Genomic DNA, 22,960 nt, shown 5'->3' with positions numbered 1-22,960 from the left:
GTAATACTTAAAAGATTTAAATATGGGGTTAAAGAGAAAAATAGGAAAATCGGATTTAGAAGTTATACCTTTTGCTTTAGGATGTAATGTATTCGGATGGACGGCTGATGAAAAAGCTTCTTTTGAAATATTAGATAAATATGTAGATGCAGGGTTCGATTTTATTGATACGGCAGATATATATTCGGCATGGTTTCCCGGAAATAAAGGAGGAGAGTCAGAAACCATTATCGGTAATTGGCTGAAAAAAACGGGAAAGAGAAAGCAGCTTACAATTGCCACAAAAGTAGGAGCTCAAATCTCAGAAACTCACCGAGGTTTAAAGAAATCGTATATTCTTAATGAAGTTGAGGAATCTTTGAGAAGACTGCGTACAGATCATATCGATTTGTATTTTACGCATTATGACGACTTGTCGACCCCTATAGAAGAGACACTCGAGGCTTATGCTCAATTGGTGAAAGAAGGAAAAGTACGCTATATAGCCACGTCTAATATGAGCCCTGCCCGCATTCGTGAATCCATAGAAGTAAGCCGTAAAAATAATTTCCCTGAATATATATGTTTGCAACCCGAATATAACCTGTATGATCGTAAACAATATGAAACAGAATATGAGGATTTAGCAAAAGAATATCACTTAGGCGTAGTCAGTTATTTTTCGTTGGCAAGCGGATTTCTCACAGGTAAATACAACTCAATTGAAGATATTGCCGATAGTAAAAGAAAAGGGGCCCTCTCGAAATATATAAATGACAGAGGGCAAAAGATTCTGACAGCTTTGCACGAAGTTGCAAAAGAATACGAAGCGACCCCTGCTCAGATAGCATTAGCTTGGCTCTTGGCTCGTCCATCGATAACAGCCCCCATTGCAAGTGTATCTAAAGCAAGCCAATTGGATATTCTTAAATGTGTGGATATTAATTTGAGAAAAGAAGCACTTGAAAAGTTGAATTCAGTGAGTAAGATTTGATCCATTGCATATCGATAAATAAGGGGATAGTCCGACAATAAATGTTTATTGCCGGACTTTTTCTATTTTTGTAGTTTAATCAAAGAAAATATAGATATGACGAGTGATGCTCTGGAAGCTGCTTTATGGAAATTAGGAACAAAAAAGTTAATAGCCAATCTTGAAACAGATATGTATAAAGGAGGAGCTTTTTATGATAGTGTTCCGCCTCCCAATCGTCTTTTTAATAAATACGATATAGAGACAGCTATTATAGACGGATCGAAAGTATACACCTTATCCGTAAAAGACCAGACAGCTACTGATACAATCTACTATTTGCATGGAGGAGGCTTTGCCTGTGGGTTATCTCTGATTCATTGGGAGATGGTTACTTATTTTGCAGATAAGTTAGGCTATAAGATTGTTATACCCGATTATCCTTTAATCCCTAAATCAGACTATATAGAAATATACGATTTTATTTTAAACCTATATAAAGAAGTGAGCAAAAGCAAGGGGCGCATCTTTGTTGTCGGAGATTCGGCAGGTGCAAGTTTAGTTCTCGGATTATCACAACTGATTACTAAGCATAGTCTGCGAAAACCGGAACATCTGATAATGATCAGCCCGTGGATGGATGTTGCTATGACAAATCCTGAAATAGAAACACTTCAACCGATTGATCCAAGCCTCGATTGCGAAGGTCTTAAATATGCAGGACAAGTTTATTCGATGGGCGATTTGCAAAGTCCATTAGTCAGTCCGATTTATGGTGATTATACCGATGCTTCGCCCATGACTTTAATTGTTGGCACACTCGATCTGTTATATCCCGATTGCCATAAATTCAGTGAAATTTGCAAAGAAAAAGGAGTAAACCTTTCTTTTTATGAATACGAAAATATGGTTCACCTTTTTCCGCTTTTTAATATACCTCAAGCAAAAGAAGCAAGAGAAATAATGATAGCTGCTATGCAATGATTTGGTCTGAGACCTTAATCAACGATTGCTTTTTTGTCGGGGTTATTTTTATATTCAAACATCAAATCAATTTGGCTTTTCAAAGTTCTCTCCTCCGAGAGCGGAGGAAGTTCATTTTGTTTGAAAAATCCCTTGTCTAAAATGTCAAATGCAGATGTGAATTCTCCATCAATCAATTTACAAAGAATAAATATCTTATAAGCATAATGTGGAGCAGGTGGATGATTGTGACATTTTTTATCCAGTACAGCCAATAATTGTATAGGTTCCACATTCAGACCCGTTTCTTCTTTTACCTCTTTTACGGCTACCTCTGTAGGAGAATATCCTACGTCAGCCCAACCACCGGGGATAGCCCATCCGCCATCGGCTCTCTCCCGTACAAGTAGTATCTCATCTTTATCATTGAATACAACTGCTCTTACGTCTACTTTGGGCGTTACATAATCGTCCTCTACCCGAAAACATCCTTCAATAACAGACACTTCGTTACCGGTAATGAGTGCAGTCATCGAATTACTTAGGTGAAGCAATTCTTTATAGCGTTCGGTATCGTATTCATTATCAGAATAAACTAATCCGGTTTGAGACAAGGCTCGTATTCTTTGAGCTATTTCTAAAAGTTCTTTTTCTATTTTCATGTGATTGCTTTTACATTCTAAAACAAAAAATCCCGACAATTATTATATCGGGATCTTTTATTTCAGTTTTAGTTTACTTCTTTTTATATAGACAATAAATCTTCGACAGAGAAGTTTTTAAAATCAGGTATTACTTTACAACACTTATCTTTAAGTGATTCTGCCGGGTTGGTTGTTGCCAAACCAATCACCTTCATTTCGGCAGCTATTCCTGCTTCTATTCCTGCAAACGAGTCCTCAAAAACGATGCAATCCTTAGGATCAACTCCTAAATCTTCGGCAGCCAGTAAAAAACATCTGGGATTAGGTTTGCCTTCAGTTACACGGGCAGCAGATACTACCGTATCAAATAGTTGATCGAATTGTTTCGCTTTATTTACAGCAATTAATTTAGTGTCGGTCGAACTGGTAACCAATCCGACTTTTATACCTTTAGCCTTTAATTCTTTGACAAACTTAACGGAACCTGGAATTTCTTCGAAGTTCATATTTGCCTCAAACTTATCGAGGTTATCCGAAAGATTATTCAATTCCTCTTGAGTCAGGTGAGAAAAGTATTTCTTGAGGATATTAGGCAAGGTAGTACCTTTGATTACTTTTTCGAAATTAGCGATTCCTGTATTGTATTTGTCTCCGGCATGTTTCCAGAATACATCGTATTGAGGTTCGGTGTCAATCATTACACCATCCATGTCGAATAAAACGCAAATATTATTTTCCATTATTCTATTTTTTATTAGGCCAATGTCCTATTTGTTTATTTCTTTATTTAAGATCGGAGAAAAAAAGTTTTATATCTTTTTTTCAAAAATATAATCCTCCATAAGGTATCCGTTTCCGATATTAATATCTTCTTCACCTACAATTTCAAATCCCATTTGCTTGTAGAACCCCAAAGACTTATTGTTTCTGTTCATATTAAGAGACACATGGCTATTATCAGCAGATCGAGCTAATGATATAACTTTTTCAATTAACAGGCGTCCCATACCCTTGCCTTTGCATTCGGGTAACAGGTAAAGCTTATGTATCTTAGTCTTAGCTTGATTTTTATAATTGAGTTCATAAGAAACAAATCCCGAATAATCAGATGTAGACTCCTCTTGAATCAAAAGAAAATGATGCTTTTGCTCAGCCATTTGCTTATTTAAAGCAGCATGGTTGTACATCATCTCAATCATATAATCGAATTGCTCTTGAGATAAGATATCTGAATAAGTTACTTCCCATGACTTAATGGCTATTTGTTGTATCTCAGGTATATGGCTTGAGTTGGCTTGTATTATATTCATTTTAAGTATGCAAAATGTTAATGATGTATTTCAGAATTTTAACGGACAATAGTTAGCCTTACCGAAATATTAAAAAGGGATGCCCCCCGAACTATTTGAACTAAGACAAAAATACGAAAAACAAAGGGTTTAAAAACTAGTCTGAATGATCTTTTTATAATCAGGATTAAAATAATAATGAGCTTATCCGAACTGCAATAATCTTTTTTTGACATTAGCCATTTTATACTTAGTGTATTTTTTAACACAAATTTCACAAAATCACACCCGCAACTTACTATATTTGTCTTTTAGTCTTTTTTTGTTAAAAAGAAATAATTTTAGCGAACACAATCTTTTATTATTAAACCATCTATCAATGAAAAACATGATTAGACAGAAAAACTTTGCAAAAAGTTACTTTATTAAAGTATCTTTTTTGATGCTATTGCTTTTCCTTTCGACAGGAAGTATATTAGCACAAACGACAATTACAGGTACAGTAGTAGACTCCAAAAAAGAACCAATGATTGGGGTTAGTGTGAAAGTTAAAGGATCGGTTATCGGAACTGTTACCGACTTTGACGGAAATTATAAACTATCGGTGCCTGATGCAAACAATGCAGTACTTATATTTTCCTTTCTGGGTTATAAAACACAGGAAATAGCGGTTAGAGCACGTTCGTCAGTTGATGTAGTATTGGAAGACGACTCGCAAGCCCTAAACGAAGTAGTAGTTGTTGGATATAACACAATTAGACGTGAGAGTCTTACCGGAGCTTTACAGACATTAGACAGTAAACAGCTATTAGATGCAACTACTCCTGCAGTAGAAAATCTGCTAACCGGAAAATCTCCCGGAGTATATGTAAGTCCGGGCTCAGGACAACCGGGTGAGGCCGGAAAAATTGTAATTCGTGGTAAAAGCACTATTAATGGAAGTACCGACCCTCTTTGGGTAGTTGATGGTGTGATTATGGGCAGTAGTGCTACAGATATCAATCCGAATGATATAGAAACATTGACTGTGTTAAAAGATGCAGCTTCTACTGCTGTGTACGGTTCGCAAGGTGCTAACGGTGTAATTTTAGTAACAACTAAAAAAGGTAAGATTGGTAAACCATCTGTAAATGTGTTGGCTAAGTTTGCAGCAACAGATTTGAATACGGGTAGATTTAAGATAATGAATGGTGAAGAGCTTTACGATTTATATGATTCATTTTCTAATCCCGAAGCATTTTCAAATAACTGGTGGTGGACTCCCGATTTAAGGAATAAGAATTTCGATTGGTGGGACAATGCAACCCAAACAGGCTTTGCTCAAGACTATAATGTATCGGTAAATGGTGGTAACGAAAAGCTGAGATCATATGTTTCTTTAGGGGTGTATGACGAGACAGGAGCCATAAAAGGATACGACTACACCCGATATAATGCTCTGTTAAAGGTTGAATATAAGGTTTCGGATCGTTTAACAATAAAACCACAGATAATGGGTTCTCGAAAAGATGTTCACGATAAGGAACATTCAGTAGGAGCCATGTATGGTAACTTGCCTTGGGATAGCCCTTACAATAAGGATGGCAGCTTGGTTGGAAATGCACCTAACCCAACATGGGTAAATACAACGGGTTCGAATTATTTGTACGATTTGCAATGGAATTATGCTAAATCGGAGGCTTATGAAGTAATGGGTAATTTTGATTTTGATATTAAGATTACCGACTGGATGACTTTTGCATCTGTAAATAGTTATAAGTTTTTTCAGAAAAACTCCACATCGTACGAAGATCCACGCTCCTCAGGAGGAGAGTCTGTGAATGGTCGAATAACCGAAGGTATGCGTTCAAATAACAGGTTGTATACAAATCAACTGATTCGTATCAATAAGGCATTTGACAAACACTATATTAATGCGGTTGCAGGTTATGAGTGGAACGAATTTAATTCTAAAAATACCGAAAGTATGTCTACCGGCTTTGCTCCGGGTTTCGAAGTCGGAACTGTAGCTGCTAAAGCCGAAAAGGCAATAAGCTGGCGTTCGTCATGGGCTGTACAGTCATATTTATCTAATATAAATTATTCGTTTGATGATAAGTATTTGGCTCAGTTTTCGATTCGCCGAGACGGGGCTTCTAATTTTGGTGCAAATAAGAGATATGGAACCTTCTTTTCGATAAGTGGAGGGTGGAATATCCATAAAGAGAAATTTTTCAAACTGGACTATGTAAATATTCTGAAGCTGAGAGCCAGTTATGGATCGGTCGGTAATCGCCCTACAGCTCTTTATCCTCATTTAGCTCTGTATGCTCTTACAACAGGCAGTGGTTCGGATCAAAAACCGCTTAGTTATAATGGAGAACCCGGTGCTATTATTTCTCAACTTGGCAATTCGGATTTAGCATGGGAAAAGTCGTTTGTAACAGGTGTGGGCCTTGATATATCTCTATTTAATAGAGTAAATATAACATTAGACTATTATGCTAAAAAAACTTCCGATCTGTTGTATTATGTTCCTTTACCGGGAGTTATCGGTGTAACAGGAATATGGCGAAATGAAGGTGAACTGCAAAATAAAGGCTTTGAAGCAACTATTGGTGTCGATATTATAAAAAATAAAGAATGGTATTGGAGTGTAGATGCAAATATAGGTTTCAACAGAAATAAAATTACCAAACTGTATGGCCAAAAACAACGGATAATAATGGGTGATGGTTCGGGTATTGCAGGATCAGCATCTAAATTGGTGACACCCGGAAAAGATGCAGATACATGGTACTTACAGGAATGGGCTGGGGTAGATCCTGCTAATGGTAACCCGTTATGGTTTAAAACGGATAAAGATGGTAACCGTGTGACGACATCTAAGTATAGTGAAGCCGATCAGGTTGCTATGGGTGCTTATACACCGGACTTTTTCGGAGGGTTTGCAACCAATCTTATTTATAAGAACTTCGATTTGTCAGCAATATTTAACTATTCAGTCGGAGGTAAGATTTATAATTATGCCCGTGCCGAGTTTGATTCTGATGGGGCTTACACAGACCGTAATCAAATGAATCTTCATAGCGGATGGAGCCGTTGGGAAAAAGAAGGAGATATTGCGACTCATCCATTGGCAAAATATAATAATTCGAGTAATTCCAATAAAGTTTCATCCCGTTTCCTTGAAACCGGAACTTATTTGAAAATGAGAAACCTTACTTTAGGTTATAATCTGACCGGTAAAATTCGTTATGTATCGAACTTGAAGATATTTGTTTCGGGTGAGAATTTATTTACGATTACACACTTTTCGGGTGTTGATCCTGAAATTCCTCCAAGATATAATGGAGTAACCGAAACATCTACTATAACCGGGGTGGCTACATCGGTATATCCTCAGACCCGTAGATTTGTATTGGGTATAAATGTTACACTTTAAAACAAACAATACTTATGAAACTAAAACATATAATATTTACAGCAATTTGCTTATTGGTCCTGTCATCTTGTGATTTAGACAGATTTCCTGATAATGCATATACAAAAGATAAGATAGAATCGGATAAAGACGCAGCTTTTAAGATATTAGTGAACGGATGCTATGCTGAGCTGAAAGCATGGTCTGATGTTATGCACAGGGTAGGAGAGTATCCGGCAGATAATATAATGATAAGAGGGACATCTACCGATTCGTTTTATCCTTTTATATCATACCAACATATAACCGACAACGGACGGCTTACAACCTTTTGGAATTCAAGTTATAGGATTATATCTCAGGCTAGTGATCTGATTAAGATATCGGACGAAGGTATTAGTGCCGAAAAAGATCAGAAATTGGGCGAAGTATATTATTTGAGAGGTATGTGCTACTTCTATTTGTGCCGTGTTTTTGGACGCCCATATTATCAATCGCCCGAAACAAATCTGGGAGTTCCGATTTTATTAGACGGTACACCTGCAGACGTAAGTAATTTACATCTGCCTGACAGATCGAGTGTAAAGGATACGTATGCACAGGCTATTAGTGACTTGAAAAAAGGAGAAGAATTGATGACCCTCAAAAGTACGGCGTCTTATGCTACAAAAGAGGCAGCACAAGCTATGTTGTCACGAATATATTTGTACATGAGTGGTACTTATGAAAATGCTAATACTACCTATGCCGATTTGGCGATTGCATATGCAAAGAAAGTAATAGATAGTGGAAAGTATCAATTGCTTGATAGGGTGAATTTCATGAGGTATAATACTTTCGCTCCAGATGCAACAGGGCAGACCGAGACTATTTTCGCAGTTAAAAGGCTGGCTTCCGAATTTTCGGGATACGATCATTATTACGGAATTGGAGGTATGTATGCCAATCTTCAAGGGCAAGGATGGGGTGAAATGTATGCCAGTGCAAAGTACCTTGATTTGTTAAGGAAAGCCGGACAAAAGAACGATGCTCGTTGGGCGTTCATTGATCCTCAATATGTAAAAGATACTAAAGGTGAAAAGATACCTGCTTTTCGTTTTATTGCTGATCTGAAAAATGCTTCGGGTGTGCAAACGGGTTATAGCTATATACAGGATACATTAAGGATTAATCCCGATAAATCGTTATACATTAAAATTGCAGGTAACAGCTATCCTTTAACATTAGTAAATTCCGTTGAAAACCAATATTCTATTGTTTATCAGGGGAAAACGTATGTCGGAGAAAAAGAGTACCTAATGTTGTTGAACCGCGTATATCCCATGTTTTATATTATAAAATGTTCGTTGCAGGATAATGACTCGCACCTGCATTCACCTATAATATCGAGACTGGCCGAATTGTATTTAAATATGGCAGAAGCATATGCTAAAAAAGGCGATTATGGTAATGCCCTGATAAATTTGAATAAAGTACGTGAAAGATCTATAATCGGAGGAGGGTACAATTCTCTGAATGCTACGAATGCCGCCCAATTAATAGATGAAGAACGCCAGTTGGAACTGGCTTTTGAAGCACATCGAACTTATGACGTATATCGCAATGGAAATGCAATGATTCGCAATTATCCGGGACCGCATGATGCAATGACTCCTATTCTTGCGACAGATTTAAGGGTGGTACACTTTATACCTCAAGCAGATATAAATGCCTATCCGGGTCCATTAACACAAAATCCATAAATATTGGATGGATATTTAAAAAAGAAGAGAAAACATATTCGTTTTCTCTTCTTTTTATAGCTACCCTTAAGTTATTTCATTTTATCTCTGAATTCTTTAGGGGTACATCCGTATTTTTCGGCAAAAGCTTTGAAGAAAGGACCTCTATTGGCATATCCCGATTTGTAAATTATCTGATCGATAGTCATCGTTGTATTCAGCAGTAAATCTTTAGCTATATGCAAACGGTATTCACGAATCATATCAGCAATACTGTTTGTACCGATATCACTTAATTTTCGGTACAAGTGACGCGTACTCATATTTAATTCGTCAGCAATTAGTTTCGATGATAGTTCTTTATTTGTCACATTATTACTAATGATATCCAATATCTTTTGAATAAATTTCCGATGCTCTTTATGCGTTAACTTACCATTTGCCAAGTCAAAAGCACTCATGGGAGAACTGAAATAATCTTTGAGAGTTTCTTTCTTGGTTATTAGTTGTTTGACAGATGCCTTGAGATAGTCAACGTTGAAAGGTTTAGTAATATACATTTCAGCTCCTGCAGTAATACCTTCGATTTGCTCCTCCACCTGATATTTAGCAGAAACCAGAATCATAGGAATATGTGCCGTCTTGGGATTCGATTTGATTTCTTTGGTCAGAGTTAATCCATTGATTTTGGGCATCATTATGTCGCAAATAATGATATTGGGATGGATGTCATTAAGGACTTGTTCGGTTTCAGATGGTTTATTGATGGAGATAACATTAAAGTCAGTCGCAAATATTTCACTTATAAACCAGAGCATCTCTATTTCGTCATCAATAATTAAAATGGTTGGTTTTAATTCATTGAACGTATATTTGGGTAGCTCCAATGTGCTGGCATAATCTTTTTTTATGTTAATGGCCGGTAATGAGTTATTAGTATTACTATCGGTTATTTGTAGTAAAGGTAGATTAACAATAAACTCAGTTTTATCAAACGGTTTACTCTGAACTTTAATATCGCCGTCAAGGAGTTTTATCATACTGTATGAAATGGCCAAACCCAGCCCGTTTCTTGAAATCGTAGTTTTCTCATCCTGATTTTCAAAATCATCTAAAATACTGTAACGGTCAAATACCTGATCTAGATTTTCTTCTTTGATCCCTTTTCCTGTATTGGTAACCACTATACATAAAGAATCATTTTCGATGCAGACAGATACAGTAACAGTTCCTTCTCTATCAGTGTATTTAAAAGCATTAGATATGAGATTTACGATAATTGTAATTAAAAATCCTTTATCGGAATTCCAGCTAAGAGAAGGCAGTATATTTTTCTCGTATACAACACCTTTTGATTCAGCCAGATCATTGAATGTATCGGCAATATCCTGAGTAAATTCAGTAATCTGAATAGATTCAATTTGAGGTTTTCTATTATTTGTTTCTATACGCCTAAACTCAATAAGCTCTTGAATAAGGTCGTTCAGACGTTGTGCATTCCTTTGTATCAATTGTGTATATTCGATTACATATTTATCGGCACCTTTATAGGTAAGAATACGGTTACAAGGTCCGTAAATAAGAGTAAGAGGAGTACAAAACTCATGAGCAATATTGGTGAAAAAGCGTAGTTTCGATTCATATACTTCAGCCTGATGTTCCTGCCTGAGCTTATCAATAGCCAGTAATCTCTTTCTGCGATTACGCTCTAAGAATGCTCTTAACCCGAATACCAAAGCAAGCAAGATACCTAATGTATATAATGCATAGGCTGTGAATGACATATACCAAGGAGGTGTAATCTTAATTGTAATAGAATATACAGGGCTTTCCTGACCTGTAACCCGATTCTTATACTTTACATGTAAAGTATATTCTCCGGGAGCTATATTCGTGAAGTAGACCGTATTGGAAGCTCCATTATCAATCCAATGCTCACTTAACCCGTCTAAATTATAGAGATAAGTATAATTATTGTTATTCAGATAGTCAATGGCTACGAATGAAATCGAAAAAAAGTTTTGGCTGTAATTCAACTCAAGTTCATCCCGGTCTTTATTCGATTTCAGAAAATCGAAAATATTATATTCCTTGCCGAAAATTCCGAGATTATTGAAATGTATAGGAGGGAGATATTCTTCGGAGAGGGCGTTATTTTCGGCAATAGTAACAAAGCCATTGATACCCCCCATAAAAAGGTTGCCCGTAGTATTATCCTTATAATAAGCACCATCACTAAACTCGGTAACCTTTAATCCGTTTAATTGATTAAAGGCCAGAAAGGTTTCATTTTCAGTATTAAATTTTATTATTCCCTGATTGGTACTTAGCCAAAGGTTTTGTTGAGAATCGCTGAGTATGCCATGTATCGTATTATTCGGAAAACCAATTTTTTCGTTATACACAATATCCTCTTTTCCGGCAGAGTGCTTTATCAATCCATAGCTTGTTCCGAACCACATATTACCCTTATCGTCTTTTATAATGGAAAATATATCGTTAAGAGTCCTGATTTTATATTTCTTATCAAATTCTAATGAAGTCAGTTGCGATGTTATTGTATTTAGGTTAAAGGCACCTGAACCACGATTGCCCAGCCATATAGATGTATCGCTTTCTTTGTAGATTGTGAAAAAATAATTGGAGTAAAGATCTCCCCCTTTTATTGTAAACCTTTCTACCTTATCAAAAACGGGTGTATCGTTTTTCCATGATATATTTATCTTAAGAACACCCGTACCTACAGTTGCAACCCATAATACAGAGTCGTTCAGTTCTAAAATATCGTGAACATATCGTATACTGGCATCTTTGTCCTGTATCGAAATCGTTTTTATCTTCTTTTCACAATACGAATAATAATTGATTCCCTCTTCGCTACCTATCCACAGGATATTTTTAGCACTGGAAGCCAGTGAGTAAACCGAATTGTCAAAAAGAGGGCTGTTTTCAGATGTCAGGTACTCTGTTTTATTATTTTCAATCTGTTTACTGAAATTATAATCAAGTATTCTCAAAATACCATCACCTTTGGTACCTACCCATAGCGTATTTTCTCTATCTAAGAAAAGAGCCCTTGTTGGTTTAGCAATATTTTTAGCAAAACTGCTGAATAAGGTTGACTTTATAGAGTAAGCATCATTAGAGTAAATATATACCCCTTGTCCGTCAGTACCGATCCATATAATATCCTGATATTTATCTTTTAATAAGCAGAATACACCACATTTAATGTTGATATCTTCTACCTCATAATTGATTTGTTTTTCAGGAGTATTTTTCAAACGAATAAGCCCGTCTGTCTGGAAACTGATAAAATAATCGTTGTGATATTTTATAATAGAAGAGATTTTCCCTTTATGCTGTATTTCGTTTTTGATATTTCCGATATAATATTTCTTTTTATCCGATAAATTATACTCATACATTGTATAAGTATCATCTACGAAATAGACAACATCTTTTTCAGAGAAACAGGCTTGTAACTTATTTTCATGTTCGAACAATTGTATCGGATTCAGTTTAATTTCCCCTGCATCCGATTTTTGTATCGAATAACTTTTGGTCTTCTTATCATTTGTGAATATCCATAGGATATTGTTTGTATCTACATTGATGCAAAGTACATTGTTAAATGTTATACCTCCTATATCCAGTTTTTTAAATGTCTTTGATGGGCTATGATAATAAAACAGCTTGTTGTCTTCTGTCAGAATGAATATGTCATTCTCCGTATTCTTACAAAAAAAGTATCTCCCATTAAAATTATCGAAATGCTCTACCGTCTTTTTTCTTTTATCGAACCTGTCTAGTCCGTAATTTGTATGAACCCAAAAGATTCCGTTTTCGGCTTCGAGGATGCTTTCTATAAGATTCCCTGATATATTATTATTGTCGGTAGTCGGTTTATAGACATCAATGCTGATACCGTTAAATATGTTTAGTCCGTCACATGAGCCAAACCACATAAACCCATCCGTATCCTGAGACATCGAAAGAATAGAGCTGTTCGATAGTCCTTCTTTGTCTGATATCTGACGAAGATTATAGGCATTAAGTTTTGAGACAATGGCGCAGAACAATATAAGTACTATTATGGCTGATTTGTGAACTTTCATGATTTTGCAGGTTGAGACATTTAAGCTAATAAATTCAGACAAATATAGATTAAATATATTTATGTGGCTTTACTCGAAGATTGCTAATAAAGTATTGTCGGGTTCATTATTGAGACATTGTAGTACAGATTCGAGCCATGCGCCTAAAATAGGAGATTCTTTCTAGTTACCATATATTTTGATCTGATTACATTTGTTGGGAATACGAACCTTTAAATTTAAAAACCATGTAAAAAGCTAAAAGTAATTTAAATCTTCTACGTCTAAGAAAAATTATTCTCGCTGTTTCATATAACAGCAACAAATCGGTTAACCTATAGAAATAAACATTAAAGAGTTATGATATGATTAGGAAAAAGTACAAAGTAACTTTGGCTAGTTTGATTATGTCTTCCCTTTTCCTGGGAACTCCCTGTACGTTACGTGCAGAGCAAACTGGTACCTTGAATACATCTCAGCAGGATCCTTCATCTAAAAAGATAACTGTTACAGGAACAGTTAAAGATAATAATGGAGAACCATTGATTGGAGTAAGTGTGGTCGTGAAAAACGACCCTAGTAATGGAACAGTAACCGATATAGATGGTCGCTTTTCTATATCGTGTAATAGCAATGATATATTGCAAATATCATATATTGGTTTTACAACAGAAGAAATAGCTGTGAATAACAGAACATCTCTGGCAATTGTATTAAAAGAAAATTCGAAAGTACTTGATGACGTAATCGTTATCGGATATGGAACCACTACCCGACGAAGTGTTGTAGGTGCCGTAGACCAGGTAGGTGCAAGCTTTATTGAAGACCGTCCTGTATCGAATCTTACACAGGCTCTTCAAGGAGCATCAGGTAGTTTGAGTATTCAGCAACGAAGCATGAATCCGAATGACAATCAGTTAAATATTAATATTCGTGGTATATCTACTATGAATAACAATAGTCCTTTGATTGTAATTGATGGTTTAGTTTCTGATAATTCGAGTTTAAATAAATTAAATCCTGCCGATATCGAGAGTATTTCGGTATTGAAAGATGCAGGAACAGCAGCAATTTACGGATCTCGTTCAGCAAATGGAGTCCTTTTGGTAACAACCAAAAGAGGTAAGAAGAATGCACCTCCCGTAGTGCGTCTAGATGGAATGATCGGCTTACAAGATCCCAAAGTTTTATTTTCTCCGGTTGCAGGTTATCAAAATGCAACACTTAAAAATTTAGCTTTAACTAATATTGGAGCTAATCCTCAATACACTCCCGATCAGATTCGTGATCTGGCTGCTCATCAAGGTGAGGAAGAATGGAATTTGGACAGAATCCTAAGAACAGCATTGCAACAAAATTACAATGTAAGTGTTTCGGGAGGTAGTGCCAATACCACGTATTTATTTTCAGGAGGATTTTACGATCAGGAAAGCAACTTCGTCGGTCCCGATTTTGGTATAAGACGCTATAACTTACGTTCCAATATAGTTACAGAGTTCCAAAGGCTTAAGATAACCTCTATTCTTGCTTATACAAGAACCAACTCTAAAGCTACAACAGCCAGCAATGCTATTATAAATGCTTCTCGTGTGCCTCCGTATTATACCACTAAGATGCAGGCTTCTAATGGAAAGTATTTGGTAAATGATATATTGACAGATCAGAATCCTTTGGCAGAACTTGAACAAGGTGGATATATCCAAAATGACAATGATTATTTCAATGTCAATTTGGGGGCAGACCTGAAGCTCATGGAAGGACTTAAACTTCGAGGAGTATTTGGTGCTGATATTTTTTCAGATCATAGGTTTACCCGAAGAATACAAGTGCCTCTGTACAGCAATGCTGACGATATAAAACCACGTGTATTTGTAAATGCAGAACGAAATACCGAAGATTTTAATGAAAAAACATATTTATTAAATTCTCAGATATTATTGGATTTCGATCGTACATTCGGACAACACCATATTACAGGAGTTTTTGGTGCGACCAATGAGTCTTACACTCGTACTCAAAACGAGATAAAGATGAAGTATACCGATCCAATTTTGGGTACTCCTACTACAGGTACCGAGATTGTTGAAGATGGTAGCGTTGTATCTCTGCAAAAGACACGAAAAACAAGTATCAATTCTATCTTAGGTCGTGTTAATTACGCTTTCCAAGATAAGTATTATGCCGAATTCAGCTTCCGTAGCGATGGTTCTTCGATTTTCGCCAAAGAAAATCGTTGGGGATTTTTCCCTTCAGGTTCAGTCGGATGGAGAATATCTGAGGAATCCTTTATGGAACAATATAAAGAAAATGTAGGTGATTTTAAACTGCGTAGTTCATACGGTATTTTGGGTAATCAGTCCATTGATCCTTACCAATATCTGACTGTCTATGAACCGCACACCAATATTTATGGTTTTAATAATAACGCAGTATCAGGTACCGGTTTTACTTTAGGTAACCCCGATTTGAGATGGGAAAAATCAGCCAGTTTTAACCTTGGTTTTGATGCCACTTTCCTAAATAACTCTCTAACTGCTACGTTTGATTATTTCCACAAGAAAACTACCGATATATTGATTACTCCTGCTATACCATCTGTTTTTGGAGGAGGTTTAAAGAACTACAATGCAGGAGAGATGAAAAACGAAGGATGGGAGGTTACACTTAATTATCGTTTGAAAACAGGTGATTTTAATCACAACTTCGGTTTGACTGTTGGTGATTCTAAAAACGAAGTTTTAAAGTTCGAAGGATATGAGCAAATTTCGACAAATGATGAGATTAGCCGGATTCTTAGAGTTGGTCTTCCTTTCAATTCATATTATGGATATAAGACAGACGGATTCTTTCAAAGTGCTGCCGAGATAGAAGCATCAGCCCTTCCTGTAGGAATAAGTCCTTCGGATCTTAACCCCGGTGATCTGAAATTTGTAGATAGAAATGACGATGGAGTGATTGATGCAAAAGACCGTTTTGTTCTAGGAAATGCGTTTCCCCGTTATACATTTGGAGTCACTTATGATGTTTCTTATCATGGATTCGATTTCAATATGTTGATTGAAGGAGTGGGTAAAAGAGATATGATGATTCGTGGTGAATTACTGGAGCCTTTCCATTCCAACTATTCTTATGTGATATACAAGCATCAACTTGATTTCTGGACTCCTACAAATACCGATCCTACATGGCCAAGGCTAACAGCTGCAGGTTCGGCATCAACAAAGAATAACTACGGAATGGGTTCAGACCTGAATCTATTGGATGGAAAATACATTCGACTTAAAAATATTCAGATAGGCTATACTATCCCTAAGAATATTACAGGAAAAATGGGAATCAATAGAGTGCGTGCATTTATCAATGCTCAAAACTTATTGACTTTAAGCAAGAACTCATTTATTGACCCCGAATCTTCGGAATATGACTCTAATATGTCCGGATCAGCTAATAGTGCACGAAACTATCCTTTACTTAAGTATTATGGTTTTGGACTTAACGTCGAATTTTAAACGATAATAAGCTAACTTATATGAAAAAGATAAATCTAAAAAATATATTAATTGCTTGTTGTATAGGATTATTTAGCCTGTCAGCCTGCAATGATCTTGATCAGGTGCCCACCGATAGATTTACCGATGAAACCTTCTGGCTGTCGACAGACAATTCGGAGTTGGTGGTAAATATGGCATATAGCCAGATGTATAAATCCGAAAAAATGTGGCAGGACGAATCGTTAAGTGATAATATGTTTGACGGACGATCCAATACAGCCGAACGTGTGATTCGTAATGGTCTAGCCGATCCCTCTTTAGGACGTTTTGCCGATGAATGGAAATGGGCGTATGAAGGAATCAAAACATGTCATGCTTATCTTGATAATGTGGAAAGAGTACCCGATATGGATGCTTCGTTGAAAGAAAAGCGTAAAGCCGAAATTCGCTTTATCCGTGCATATCTGTTTTTCCGTATGACCAATTTCTATGGTGACGTTCCTTTCTTTACCAAAGATTTGACCATTGCAGAATCAAGAACCATCAGTCGAACTCCTCGTGTACAGGTAATCGAATTTATTCATAAAGAATTGGATGAAATAATGCCTCTTTTGCCTAAAAGAGATAATTTGTCAAAAGACGACAATGGCCGTATAACCAAAGGTGCAGCATGTGCTTTACAAGCTAGAGCCTATTTATACGATAGCGATTGGGCAAAAGTCGAGGAATATTGCAACAAGCTTATCAATGTGCAAGGAGAGTACGGAACTTACGGCCTATTTTCAAGTTATCCGGATATGTTCCTTCAAGATAATGAGTATAATACCGAAGTCATCCTTGACTATGCTTATGTCCCTTCGGTAAAAACATGGCAAGAAATGTATGATATGGCTCCTTTGTCAGCCGGAGCTAGGCTAAACGCTAAAGCACCGACACAATCACTGGTTGATAATTACATAACTCTTAATGGCAAAAAAATCACCGAAGATCCCGATTATAATGTAAATAATCCGTATGTGAACCGCGACCCTCGATTGAGTGCTACGGTTGTATATCATGGTTTTCAATGGACCAATACAGATGGAACAAAGCGAACAATTTACATAAAACCCGGAAGTAACGATAATAAAGTTGATATGTATGTTAGTTCGAGTGCCAATACAACTTCTACCGGATATTATGTGAAGAAGTATTTTGATCCTAAGGCCGAGGCTGATTTGAAGTCGGCGTTAAACATCATCATGTTCCGTTATGCAGATGTATTACTCATGTATGCCGAAGCAAAACTTGAACAGGGAGCATTAACTTCTGCTGTTTGGGATAATACAATAAAACTGATTCGTAAACGTGCCGGATTTACAGATTCTGCAGCTTTAGATTATCCATCGGCTGCATCAACCGATGCTTTGCGTGAGATTGTAAGGAACGAACGCAGGTCGGAGCTGGCTCTCGAAGGTTTAAGATATTATGATATCAAACGTTGGAAAGCAGGAACTAAATACCTTAACGGATATGTGTTCGGTGCAAAATTTGCAAGTAATAATACCGAGAATATTCGTCTTGATAACAGGCAATTTGTAGAAAGTAGAGATTATCTGTGGGCGGTTCCTCTTTCTCAGATCGACTTAAATCCGAATCTGAAACCCAACAATCCCGGCTATGCCAACTAATCAGACCTTTAACCAAAACAAGAACAATTATGAAAACGATATTAAATAATACAATACTATTATTATCAATTATTTTCCTTGTATCATCTTGTAAAAGTGATGATATGAATTATTCGGATGCCAATATAACTCCTGTAAATAAGCTGTATGAACCAACCGATGGGAGAGCCGTAAAATTACTTAGTTCGGCAACAGCATCTTTATTTTTCGAGTGGGAAGCATCCAAAGCCGAAGATAGCGGATCTCCATTATATGAAGTAGTCTTTGATAAAGAAGGTGGAGATTTTTCGAGTCCTATTTATAAAGTCGTATCCGATAACAGTGGATTTTCGGGTCATGCAACTATACTGCATAAAGACTTGAACAAAATAGCCGGACTAGCCGGTATAGGAGCACAAGAAACAGGTACAGTTATCTGGACTGTTATTTCTTCACGTGGTTTGAATGAAGCAAAAGCAAAAGAGTCACGTAAATTGGTGATTACGCGTTTAGCCGGATTTACAGAGATTCCTGATGAAGTATTTATTACAGGTGAAGCTTCGGAAGCCGGAACAACCTTATCTGAAGCTATTCCATTAAAACTGACTGCAATTGGAGAGTTCGAGATCTATACAAAATTAACAGCAGGTAAAACATATCAGTTTGTTGATCGTAAAGATGGAACACCGCGTACGTTCTATGTCGATGGTACTAAATTAGTTGAGAACGGAAGCACAACAGCAAATAAAACGGGTGTTTATCGTATCAATATCGACTATAATACAGGAACAGGTACATTTACGGAGATAAAAAGTATAGGTCTGTTTTTCTGTCCTACCAATGTAGTATTGTTCAATCTTGATTATGTAGGAAAAGGAATCTTTACCGGACAAGGTAATGTGACCTTTAAACAAGAAGGATGGGGTAGAGATCAACGTTACAAATTCCAAATGGAAACCGTTAATGCTTCGGGAGTTAACGTAACTCAACAGTGGGGTACTAAAAACGGAACCGACGAGCCACCGACATCAACAAGTCCTGAGTCTTATTTCTATGTTAAAATAGTTTCTCTGGATCAATGGAATGATAAGTGGAAATTTACAAGTGAGATGGATAAAGCCGTAGTGAGTATTTCTATGTTCTTACAAGGTGATAAAGAATACACTCATACAGTGAAAAAGGTTTCTAATTTATAAAATTATACCGAAACAAAGGGTTGACAATTGCCCACCCTTTGTTTCGATAATACCTTAAGATATGAAAAAACTAATTTTATTTCCCTTAATACTACTTTTGTTGCAATCATGCGATGATCCCAAAGATGTATATGGATACGGTCAGAATTCGTATACTATCGATTGGAATGCAGCAGCAGATAGTAGCAGTATGGCACTGATTGATCAGTTCTGGAATCCTACAGATCATTACTTTAATTATGGAAGTGATGGCTCGTTGCTTGATTTTCATTACTGGCCCAATGCACATGCAATGGATGTTATTATCGATGCATACGTACGAACAAACGATGCCAAATATAAGGCGTATTTTGACCAATGGTATGCAGGTGTAAAAGTCAAAAACGGTAATACATACTACAATGATTTTTATGATGATATGGAGTGGAATGCACTTACCATGCTGCGTTTATATGATATTACCAAAGATGAAAAATATCTGACTACAGTCAAACAACTATGGGCTGATATTGAAACCGGTTGGAACGATAAAGCAGGAGGAGGTATCGCTTGGGTAAAATATCAATTGTATAGCAAAAATGCTTGCTCGAATGGACCAGCTGCTATTATTGCCGCCAGATTATATCAACTGACCAAAGAAGAGTCTTATAAACAATGGGCACTGGATATATACGATTGGGAAAAAAATACTTTGTATAACCAATCTACAGGAGCTGTGTATGATAATATAAATGGAGATACGGGAGTGATTGCCGATTTTTCGTTGACATATAATCAGGGAACATTTATTGGTGCAGCCGTAGAGTTATATAAAATAACAGGCAATATTGTTTATATAAATGATGCACAGAAAGCCGCCAATTTTACAATTATAAAGCTGATCGATACAAGTAATAATATCCTCAGGGATGAAGGTGATGGCGATAATGGTCTCTTCAAAGGTATATTTATGCGTTATTTCTTGCAGCTTATTCTGACCGATGGTGTTGATCCGTCATTCAAGAATAAGTATGTTACATTCTTTAATAATAATGCAGATGTACTTTGGAGAAAAGGCTGTTATAAAGAGAATCTTTTGTTTGGTACTTCATGGAATAATCCTCCTGTAGGTGCTACCCAATTAACATCGCAAGCCAGTGCTTGTATGATGATAGAGGCTAAAGCTTTATTCGAGAAATCGAAATAAGAGGCTTCAGTGAAAATTAGATTTCAGATTTAAAGAGAGTCCGGCATTAGTCGGACTTTCTTTTTTATGATATATAGATGAAAAATAAGCAACTATGTAATCTTATTTTTATATTTTCGCAATAGAGAGTTTCAGCAAGCTATCCTTAACTTTTAATATAATACTATTGTGAAAAAGACCTTATTTATTATTCTTTTGTCTTTGCTTATCTCCGTATCGTTCTATACTCATGCCGATGAGATTGAAACGATTAAGCAAAACTACATTCGCCTTTTACTGTCTGAAAATGAAAAAGAGCAGGAATTAGTGAACCTGTTGATTGAATTCCCTAAAGAATCGGTCGTATCAGATCGGATGGCTGTCGAATTGATGGATCGCTATCATATCACATCAAGTGATATTGGCGGATTGTTGGAAAGTCTTCAACCCGATGGTTCGTGGAGTGATGTGGATTATAGCAGTCAGAACCGTTCGGGATGGTCTCCAAAGGTGCACGTTGAGCGTATTCTTATTTTGACTAAAGCATACAGGCTTCCTTCTTCGGGATACTTTGAATCTAAAGAAGTTGAGACAGCCATTCATAAATCGCTCCAATATTGGATTGACAGAAAACTGGTGAGTCTCAATTGGTGGCACAATCAAATCGGAATTCCTAAAACACTTGGCGGAGCTTTGATTCTGTTTGAATCTAAACTAACACCACAAGAAAAAGAAGGAGCTTTGGGCATAATGAACAATGCTAAGTTTGGAATGACAGGTCAGAATAAAGTTTGGCTTGCAGGAAATGTTCTGGTGAGAGGACTGCTTGAAAACGATTTGAATCTCGTTATATCTGCCAGAGATACCATTGTTTCCGAGATTAAGATAGGTGATCAGGAAGGAATCAAATACGATAACAGCTTTCACCAGCATGGAGCACAACAGCAGTTTGGAAATTATGGAGCTGCTTATATTTCGAGTATGAGTTTTTGGTCTCAGATGTTTTCGGGAACTGCTATTGGATTCGATCAGTCACAACTGGACGTCCTAAGTGGATTGATCAATAATGGATACCGACGTATTCTTTGGAATGGTTATATGGATGTAAACGCCTTAGGAAGGCAGTTCTTCAGAATGGCACAAATTCATAAAGCATTTAGTGTAGGATTTTCAGCCCTTATGCTTTCGGAGGTTGATAAAGTGAATGCGAATAAATACAATGACTTGATAAAAGATAATTTTGAGAACAGAGGACAGCCGACCTCTTTAACAGGATTATATCATTTCTGGATGTCCGATATGACAGTACAACGTCGCCCTTTGTGGATGGCTTCCGTTAAAATGTCATCCGACAGAGTTATAGGAGCTGAGGCAGGAAACGGAGATAACCTGAAAGGTTATTATCTGGCAGATGGAGCCACCTATACATATGTCGATGGAGATGAATATTCGAATATCTATCCCTGTTGGGATTGGCGGAAACTACCCGGTATTACCAGCTATGAAACTGATACACCATTAAAAGCACTCTCATGGGGAGGCTATCACAATAGCAGTAATTTTGTAGGCAATGTCAATAACGGACACTTTGGAATAACAGCAATGGATTTTTACAGGGATGGTATCACAGCACGCAAAGCATGGATATTTACAGATGATTATGTTCTTTGTTTAGGTGCAGCAATCTCTGCCGATAGTGGATGTGTAGTCACTACGTCAATAGAGCAGCAAGTTAAAAAAGGAGACTTGTTTCAACTCAGGAATAATGCTTGGGATAAAACAAGTCTTGTCGAATTTACTCCCCAAAATGAGGTTCGCTTCTTTAGTGGGAACAAAGGATATATTATTCTCGAACCACAAAAAGGAAAAGCCATTTTGGAATCCCGAACCGGTAAATGGAACGATGTTATGAGCATGTATCCTAAAGATATGATTGAAAATAAAGAGGTATTCTCTTTATGGATCGATCATGGTAAAGATCCCGAAAGCAGTATTTATAAATACTTTATTTTGCCGGCCAAATCGCAGGAAGAAGTAAAGACGTTTAATGTCGAAGATATCCAAATCATTCGTAATACAAAAGATATACAAGCTGTATGGTTATCAAAAGAGAATATGGCATTGGTAGCATCTTATATTCCTGCTGATATACAAATTTCAAAAGACATTCATTTGAAAAGTAACGAAACAGGGCTTTTCCTTATAAAACAGGACGGAAAGAAATTAAAAATAACTTTTGCCGATCCCACTCAGCAACTAGAAACAGTTAAGCTGGAAATAAATAAGAAAAAATACAACTTGAATCTACCCAAGGGTGAGAAACGTGGTACTTCGCTTAGCTTAGACGTTTCTTTGTAATAGATAAAATGAGGTCAGAGACCTTAAAGCTT

At 36.6% G+C, this 22,960-nt stretch carries 13 protein-coding genes; 9 read left to right on the top strand and 4 right to left on the bottom strand.

Annotated elements, in window-relative coordinates; translation table 11 throughout:
* Positions 1 to 22 precede the first annotated feature (22 nt).
* Positions 23 to 973: an aldo/keto reductase gene (locus G7051_RS01990; RefSeq protein WP_166198141.1), complete on the top strand. Its 951-nt coding sequence runs from the start codon at positions 23 to 25 to the stop codon at positions 971 to 973.
* 96 nt (positions 974 to 1,069) lie between these two features.
* Positions 1,070 to 1,936, top strand: a complete 867-nt coding sequence (locus G7051_RS01985) for an alpha/beta hydrolase (RefSeq protein WP_166198139.1) — start codon at positions 1,070 to 1,072, stop codon at positions 1,934 to 1,936.
* A gap of 14 nt (positions 1,937 to 1,950) precedes the next feature.
* On the opposite strand, the gene G7051_RS01980 is transcribed toward G7051_RS01985, so the two are convergent.
* From G7051_RS01980 to G7051_RS01970, 3 genes are all read right to left on the bottom strand, one after another.
* Positions 1,951 to 2,577: an NUDIX hydrolase N-terminal domain-containing protein gene (locus G7051_RS01980; RefSeq protein WP_166198137.1), complete on the bottom strand. Its 627-nt coding sequence runs from the start codon at positions 2,575 to 2,577 to the stop codon at positions 1,951 to 1,953.
* Positions 2,578 to 2,660: 83 nt separating this feature from the next.
* Positions 2,661 to 3,299, bottom strand: a complete 639-nt coding sequence (locus G7051_RS01975; RefSeq protein ID WP_166198135.1) for an HAD family phosphatase — start codon at positions 3,297 to 3,299, stop codon at positions 2,661 to 2,663.
* Positions 3,300 to 3,368: 69 nt separating this feature from the next.
* Positions 3,369 to 3,869 (bottom strand): GNAT family N-acetyltransferase, encoded by a 501-nt coding sequence (locus G7051_RS01970; RefSeq protein ID WP_166198133.1) that lies wholly within the window; start codon positions 3,867 to 3,869, stop codon positions 3,369 to 3,371.
* Positions 3,870 to 4,227: 358 nt separating this feature from the next.
* Between G7051_RS01970 and G7051_RS01965 the strand changes: the two genes are divergently transcribed.
* Positions 4,228 to 7,272, top strand: coding sequence for a TonB-dependent receptor (locus G7051_RS01965; protein WP_166198131.1), 3,045 nt, complete (start codon positions 4,228 to 4,230; stop codon positions 7,270 to 7,272).
* A gap of 14 nt (positions 7,273 to 7,286) precedes the next feature.
* Positions 7,287 to 8,993, top strand: coding sequence for a RagB/SusD family nutrient uptake outer membrane protein (locus G7051_RS01960; protein ID WP_166198130.1), 1,707 nt, complete (start codon positions 7,287 to 7,289; stop codon positions 8,991 to 8,993).
* A gap of 71 nt (positions 8,994 to 9,064) precedes the next feature.
* On the opposite strand, the gene G7051_RS01955 is transcribed toward G7051_RS01960, so the two are convergent.
* Positions 9,065 to 13,090, bottom strand: coding sequence for a hybrid sensor histidine kinase/response regulator transcription factor (locus G7051_RS01955; protein ID WP_166198129.1), 4,026 nt, complete (start codon positions 13,088 to 13,090; stop codon positions 9,065 to 9,067).
* A gap of 344 nt (positions 13,091 to 13,434) precedes the next feature.
* Here G7051_RS01955 and G7051_RS01950 point away from each other — a divergent pair, with 344 nt between their 5' ends.
* The 5 genes from G7051_RS01950 to G7051_RS01930 all read left to right on the top strand — a co-directional run bounded on the left by G7051_RS01950 (position 13,435) and on the right by G7051_RS01930 (position 22,928).
* Complete coding sequence (locus tag G7051_RS01950) at positions 13,435 to 16,578, top strand: TonB-dependent receptor (RefSeq protein ID WP_166198128.1); 3,144 nt, start codon at positions 13,435 to 13,437, stop codon at positions 16,576 to 16,578.
* Positions 16,579 to 16,598: 20 nt separating this feature from the next.
* Positions 16,599 to 18,230, top strand: coding sequence for a RagB/SusD family nutrient uptake outer membrane protein (locus tag G7051_RS01945; protein WP_166198126.1), 1,632 nt, complete (start codon positions 16,599 to 16,601; stop codon positions 18,228 to 18,230).
* Between the two features lie 29 nt (positions 18,231 to 18,259).
* Complete coding sequence (locus tag G7051_RS01940; RefSeq protein ID WP_166198124.1) at positions 18,260 to 19,405, top strand: SusE domain-containing protein; 1,146 nt, start codon at positions 18,260 to 18,262, stop codon at positions 19,403 to 19,405.
* A gap of 61 nt (positions 19,406 to 19,466) precedes the next feature.
* Positions 19,467 to 20,591 carry a glycoside hydrolase family 76 protein gene (locus G7051_RS01935; protein WP_166198123.1) on the top strand — a complete coding sequence of 375 codons (1,125 nt, stop codon included), beginning with the start codon at positions 19,467 to 19,469 and terminating at the stop codon, positions 20,589 to 20,591.
* A gap of 168 nt (positions 20,592 to 20,759) precedes the next feature.
* Entirely contained in the window at positions 20,760 to 22,928 is a 2,169-nt protein-coding gene (locus G7051_RS01930) for a polysaccharide lyase family 8 super-sandwich domain-containing protein (protein ID WP_166198121.1), read from the top strand.
* Positions 22,929 to 22,960 lie beyond the last annotated feature (32 nt).

The sequence above is a fragment of the Dysgonomonas sp. HDW5B genome, from assembly GCF_011299335.1.
In the GTDB taxonomy this organism is placed as follows: domain Bacteria; phylum Bacteroidota; class Bacteroidia; order Bacteroidales; family Dysgonomonadaceae; genus Dysgonomonas_A.
This window is presented reverse-complemented; position numbering and strand designations above follow the sequence as displayed.

Coding starts and splice junctions, on each gene's coding strand:
- G7051_RS01990 (WP_166198141.1), top strand. CDS start 23: ATGGGGTTAAAGAGAAAAATAGGAAAATCGGATTTAGAAGTTATACCT.
- G7051_RS01985 (WP_166198139.1), top strand. CDS start 1,070: ATGACGAGTGATGCTCTGGAAGCTGCTTTATGGAAATTAGGAACAAAA.
- G7051_RS01980 (WP_166198137.1), bottom strand. CDS start 2,577: ATGAAAATAGAAAAAGAACTTTTAGAAATAGCTCAAAGAATACGAGCC.
- G7051_RS01975 (WP_166198135.1), bottom strand. CDS start 3,299: ATGGAAAATAATATTTGCGTTTTATTCGACATGGATGGTGTAATGATT.
- G7051_RS01970 (WP_166198133.1), bottom strand. CDS start 3,869: ATGAATATAATACAAGCCAACTCAAGCCATATACCTGAGATACAACAA.
- G7051_RS01965 (WP_166198131.1), top strand. CDS start 4,228: ATGAAAAACATGATTAGACAGAAAAACTTTGCAAAAAGTTACTTTATT.
- G7051_RS01960 (WP_166198130.1), top strand. CDS start 7,287: ATGAAACTAAAACATATAATATTTACAGCAATTTGCTTATTGGTCCTG.
- G7051_RS01955 (WP_166198129.1), bottom strand. CDS start 13,090: ATGAAAGTTCACAAATCAGCCATAATAGTACTTATATTGTTCTGCGCC.
- G7051_RS01950 (WP_166198128.1), top strand. CDS start 13,435: ATGATTAGGAAAAAGTACAAAGTAACTTTGGCTAGTTTGATTATGTCT.
- G7051_RS01945 (WP_166198126.1), top strand. CDS start 16,599: ATGAAAAAGATAAATCTAAAAAATATATTAATTGCTTGTTGTATAGGA.
- G7051_RS01940 (WP_166198124.1), top strand. CDS start 18,260: ATGAAAACGATATTAAATAATACAATACTATTATTATCAATTATTTTC.
- G7051_RS01935 (WP_166198123.1), top strand. CDS start 19,467: ATGAAAAAACTAATTTTATTTCCCTTAATACTACTTTTGTTGCAATCA.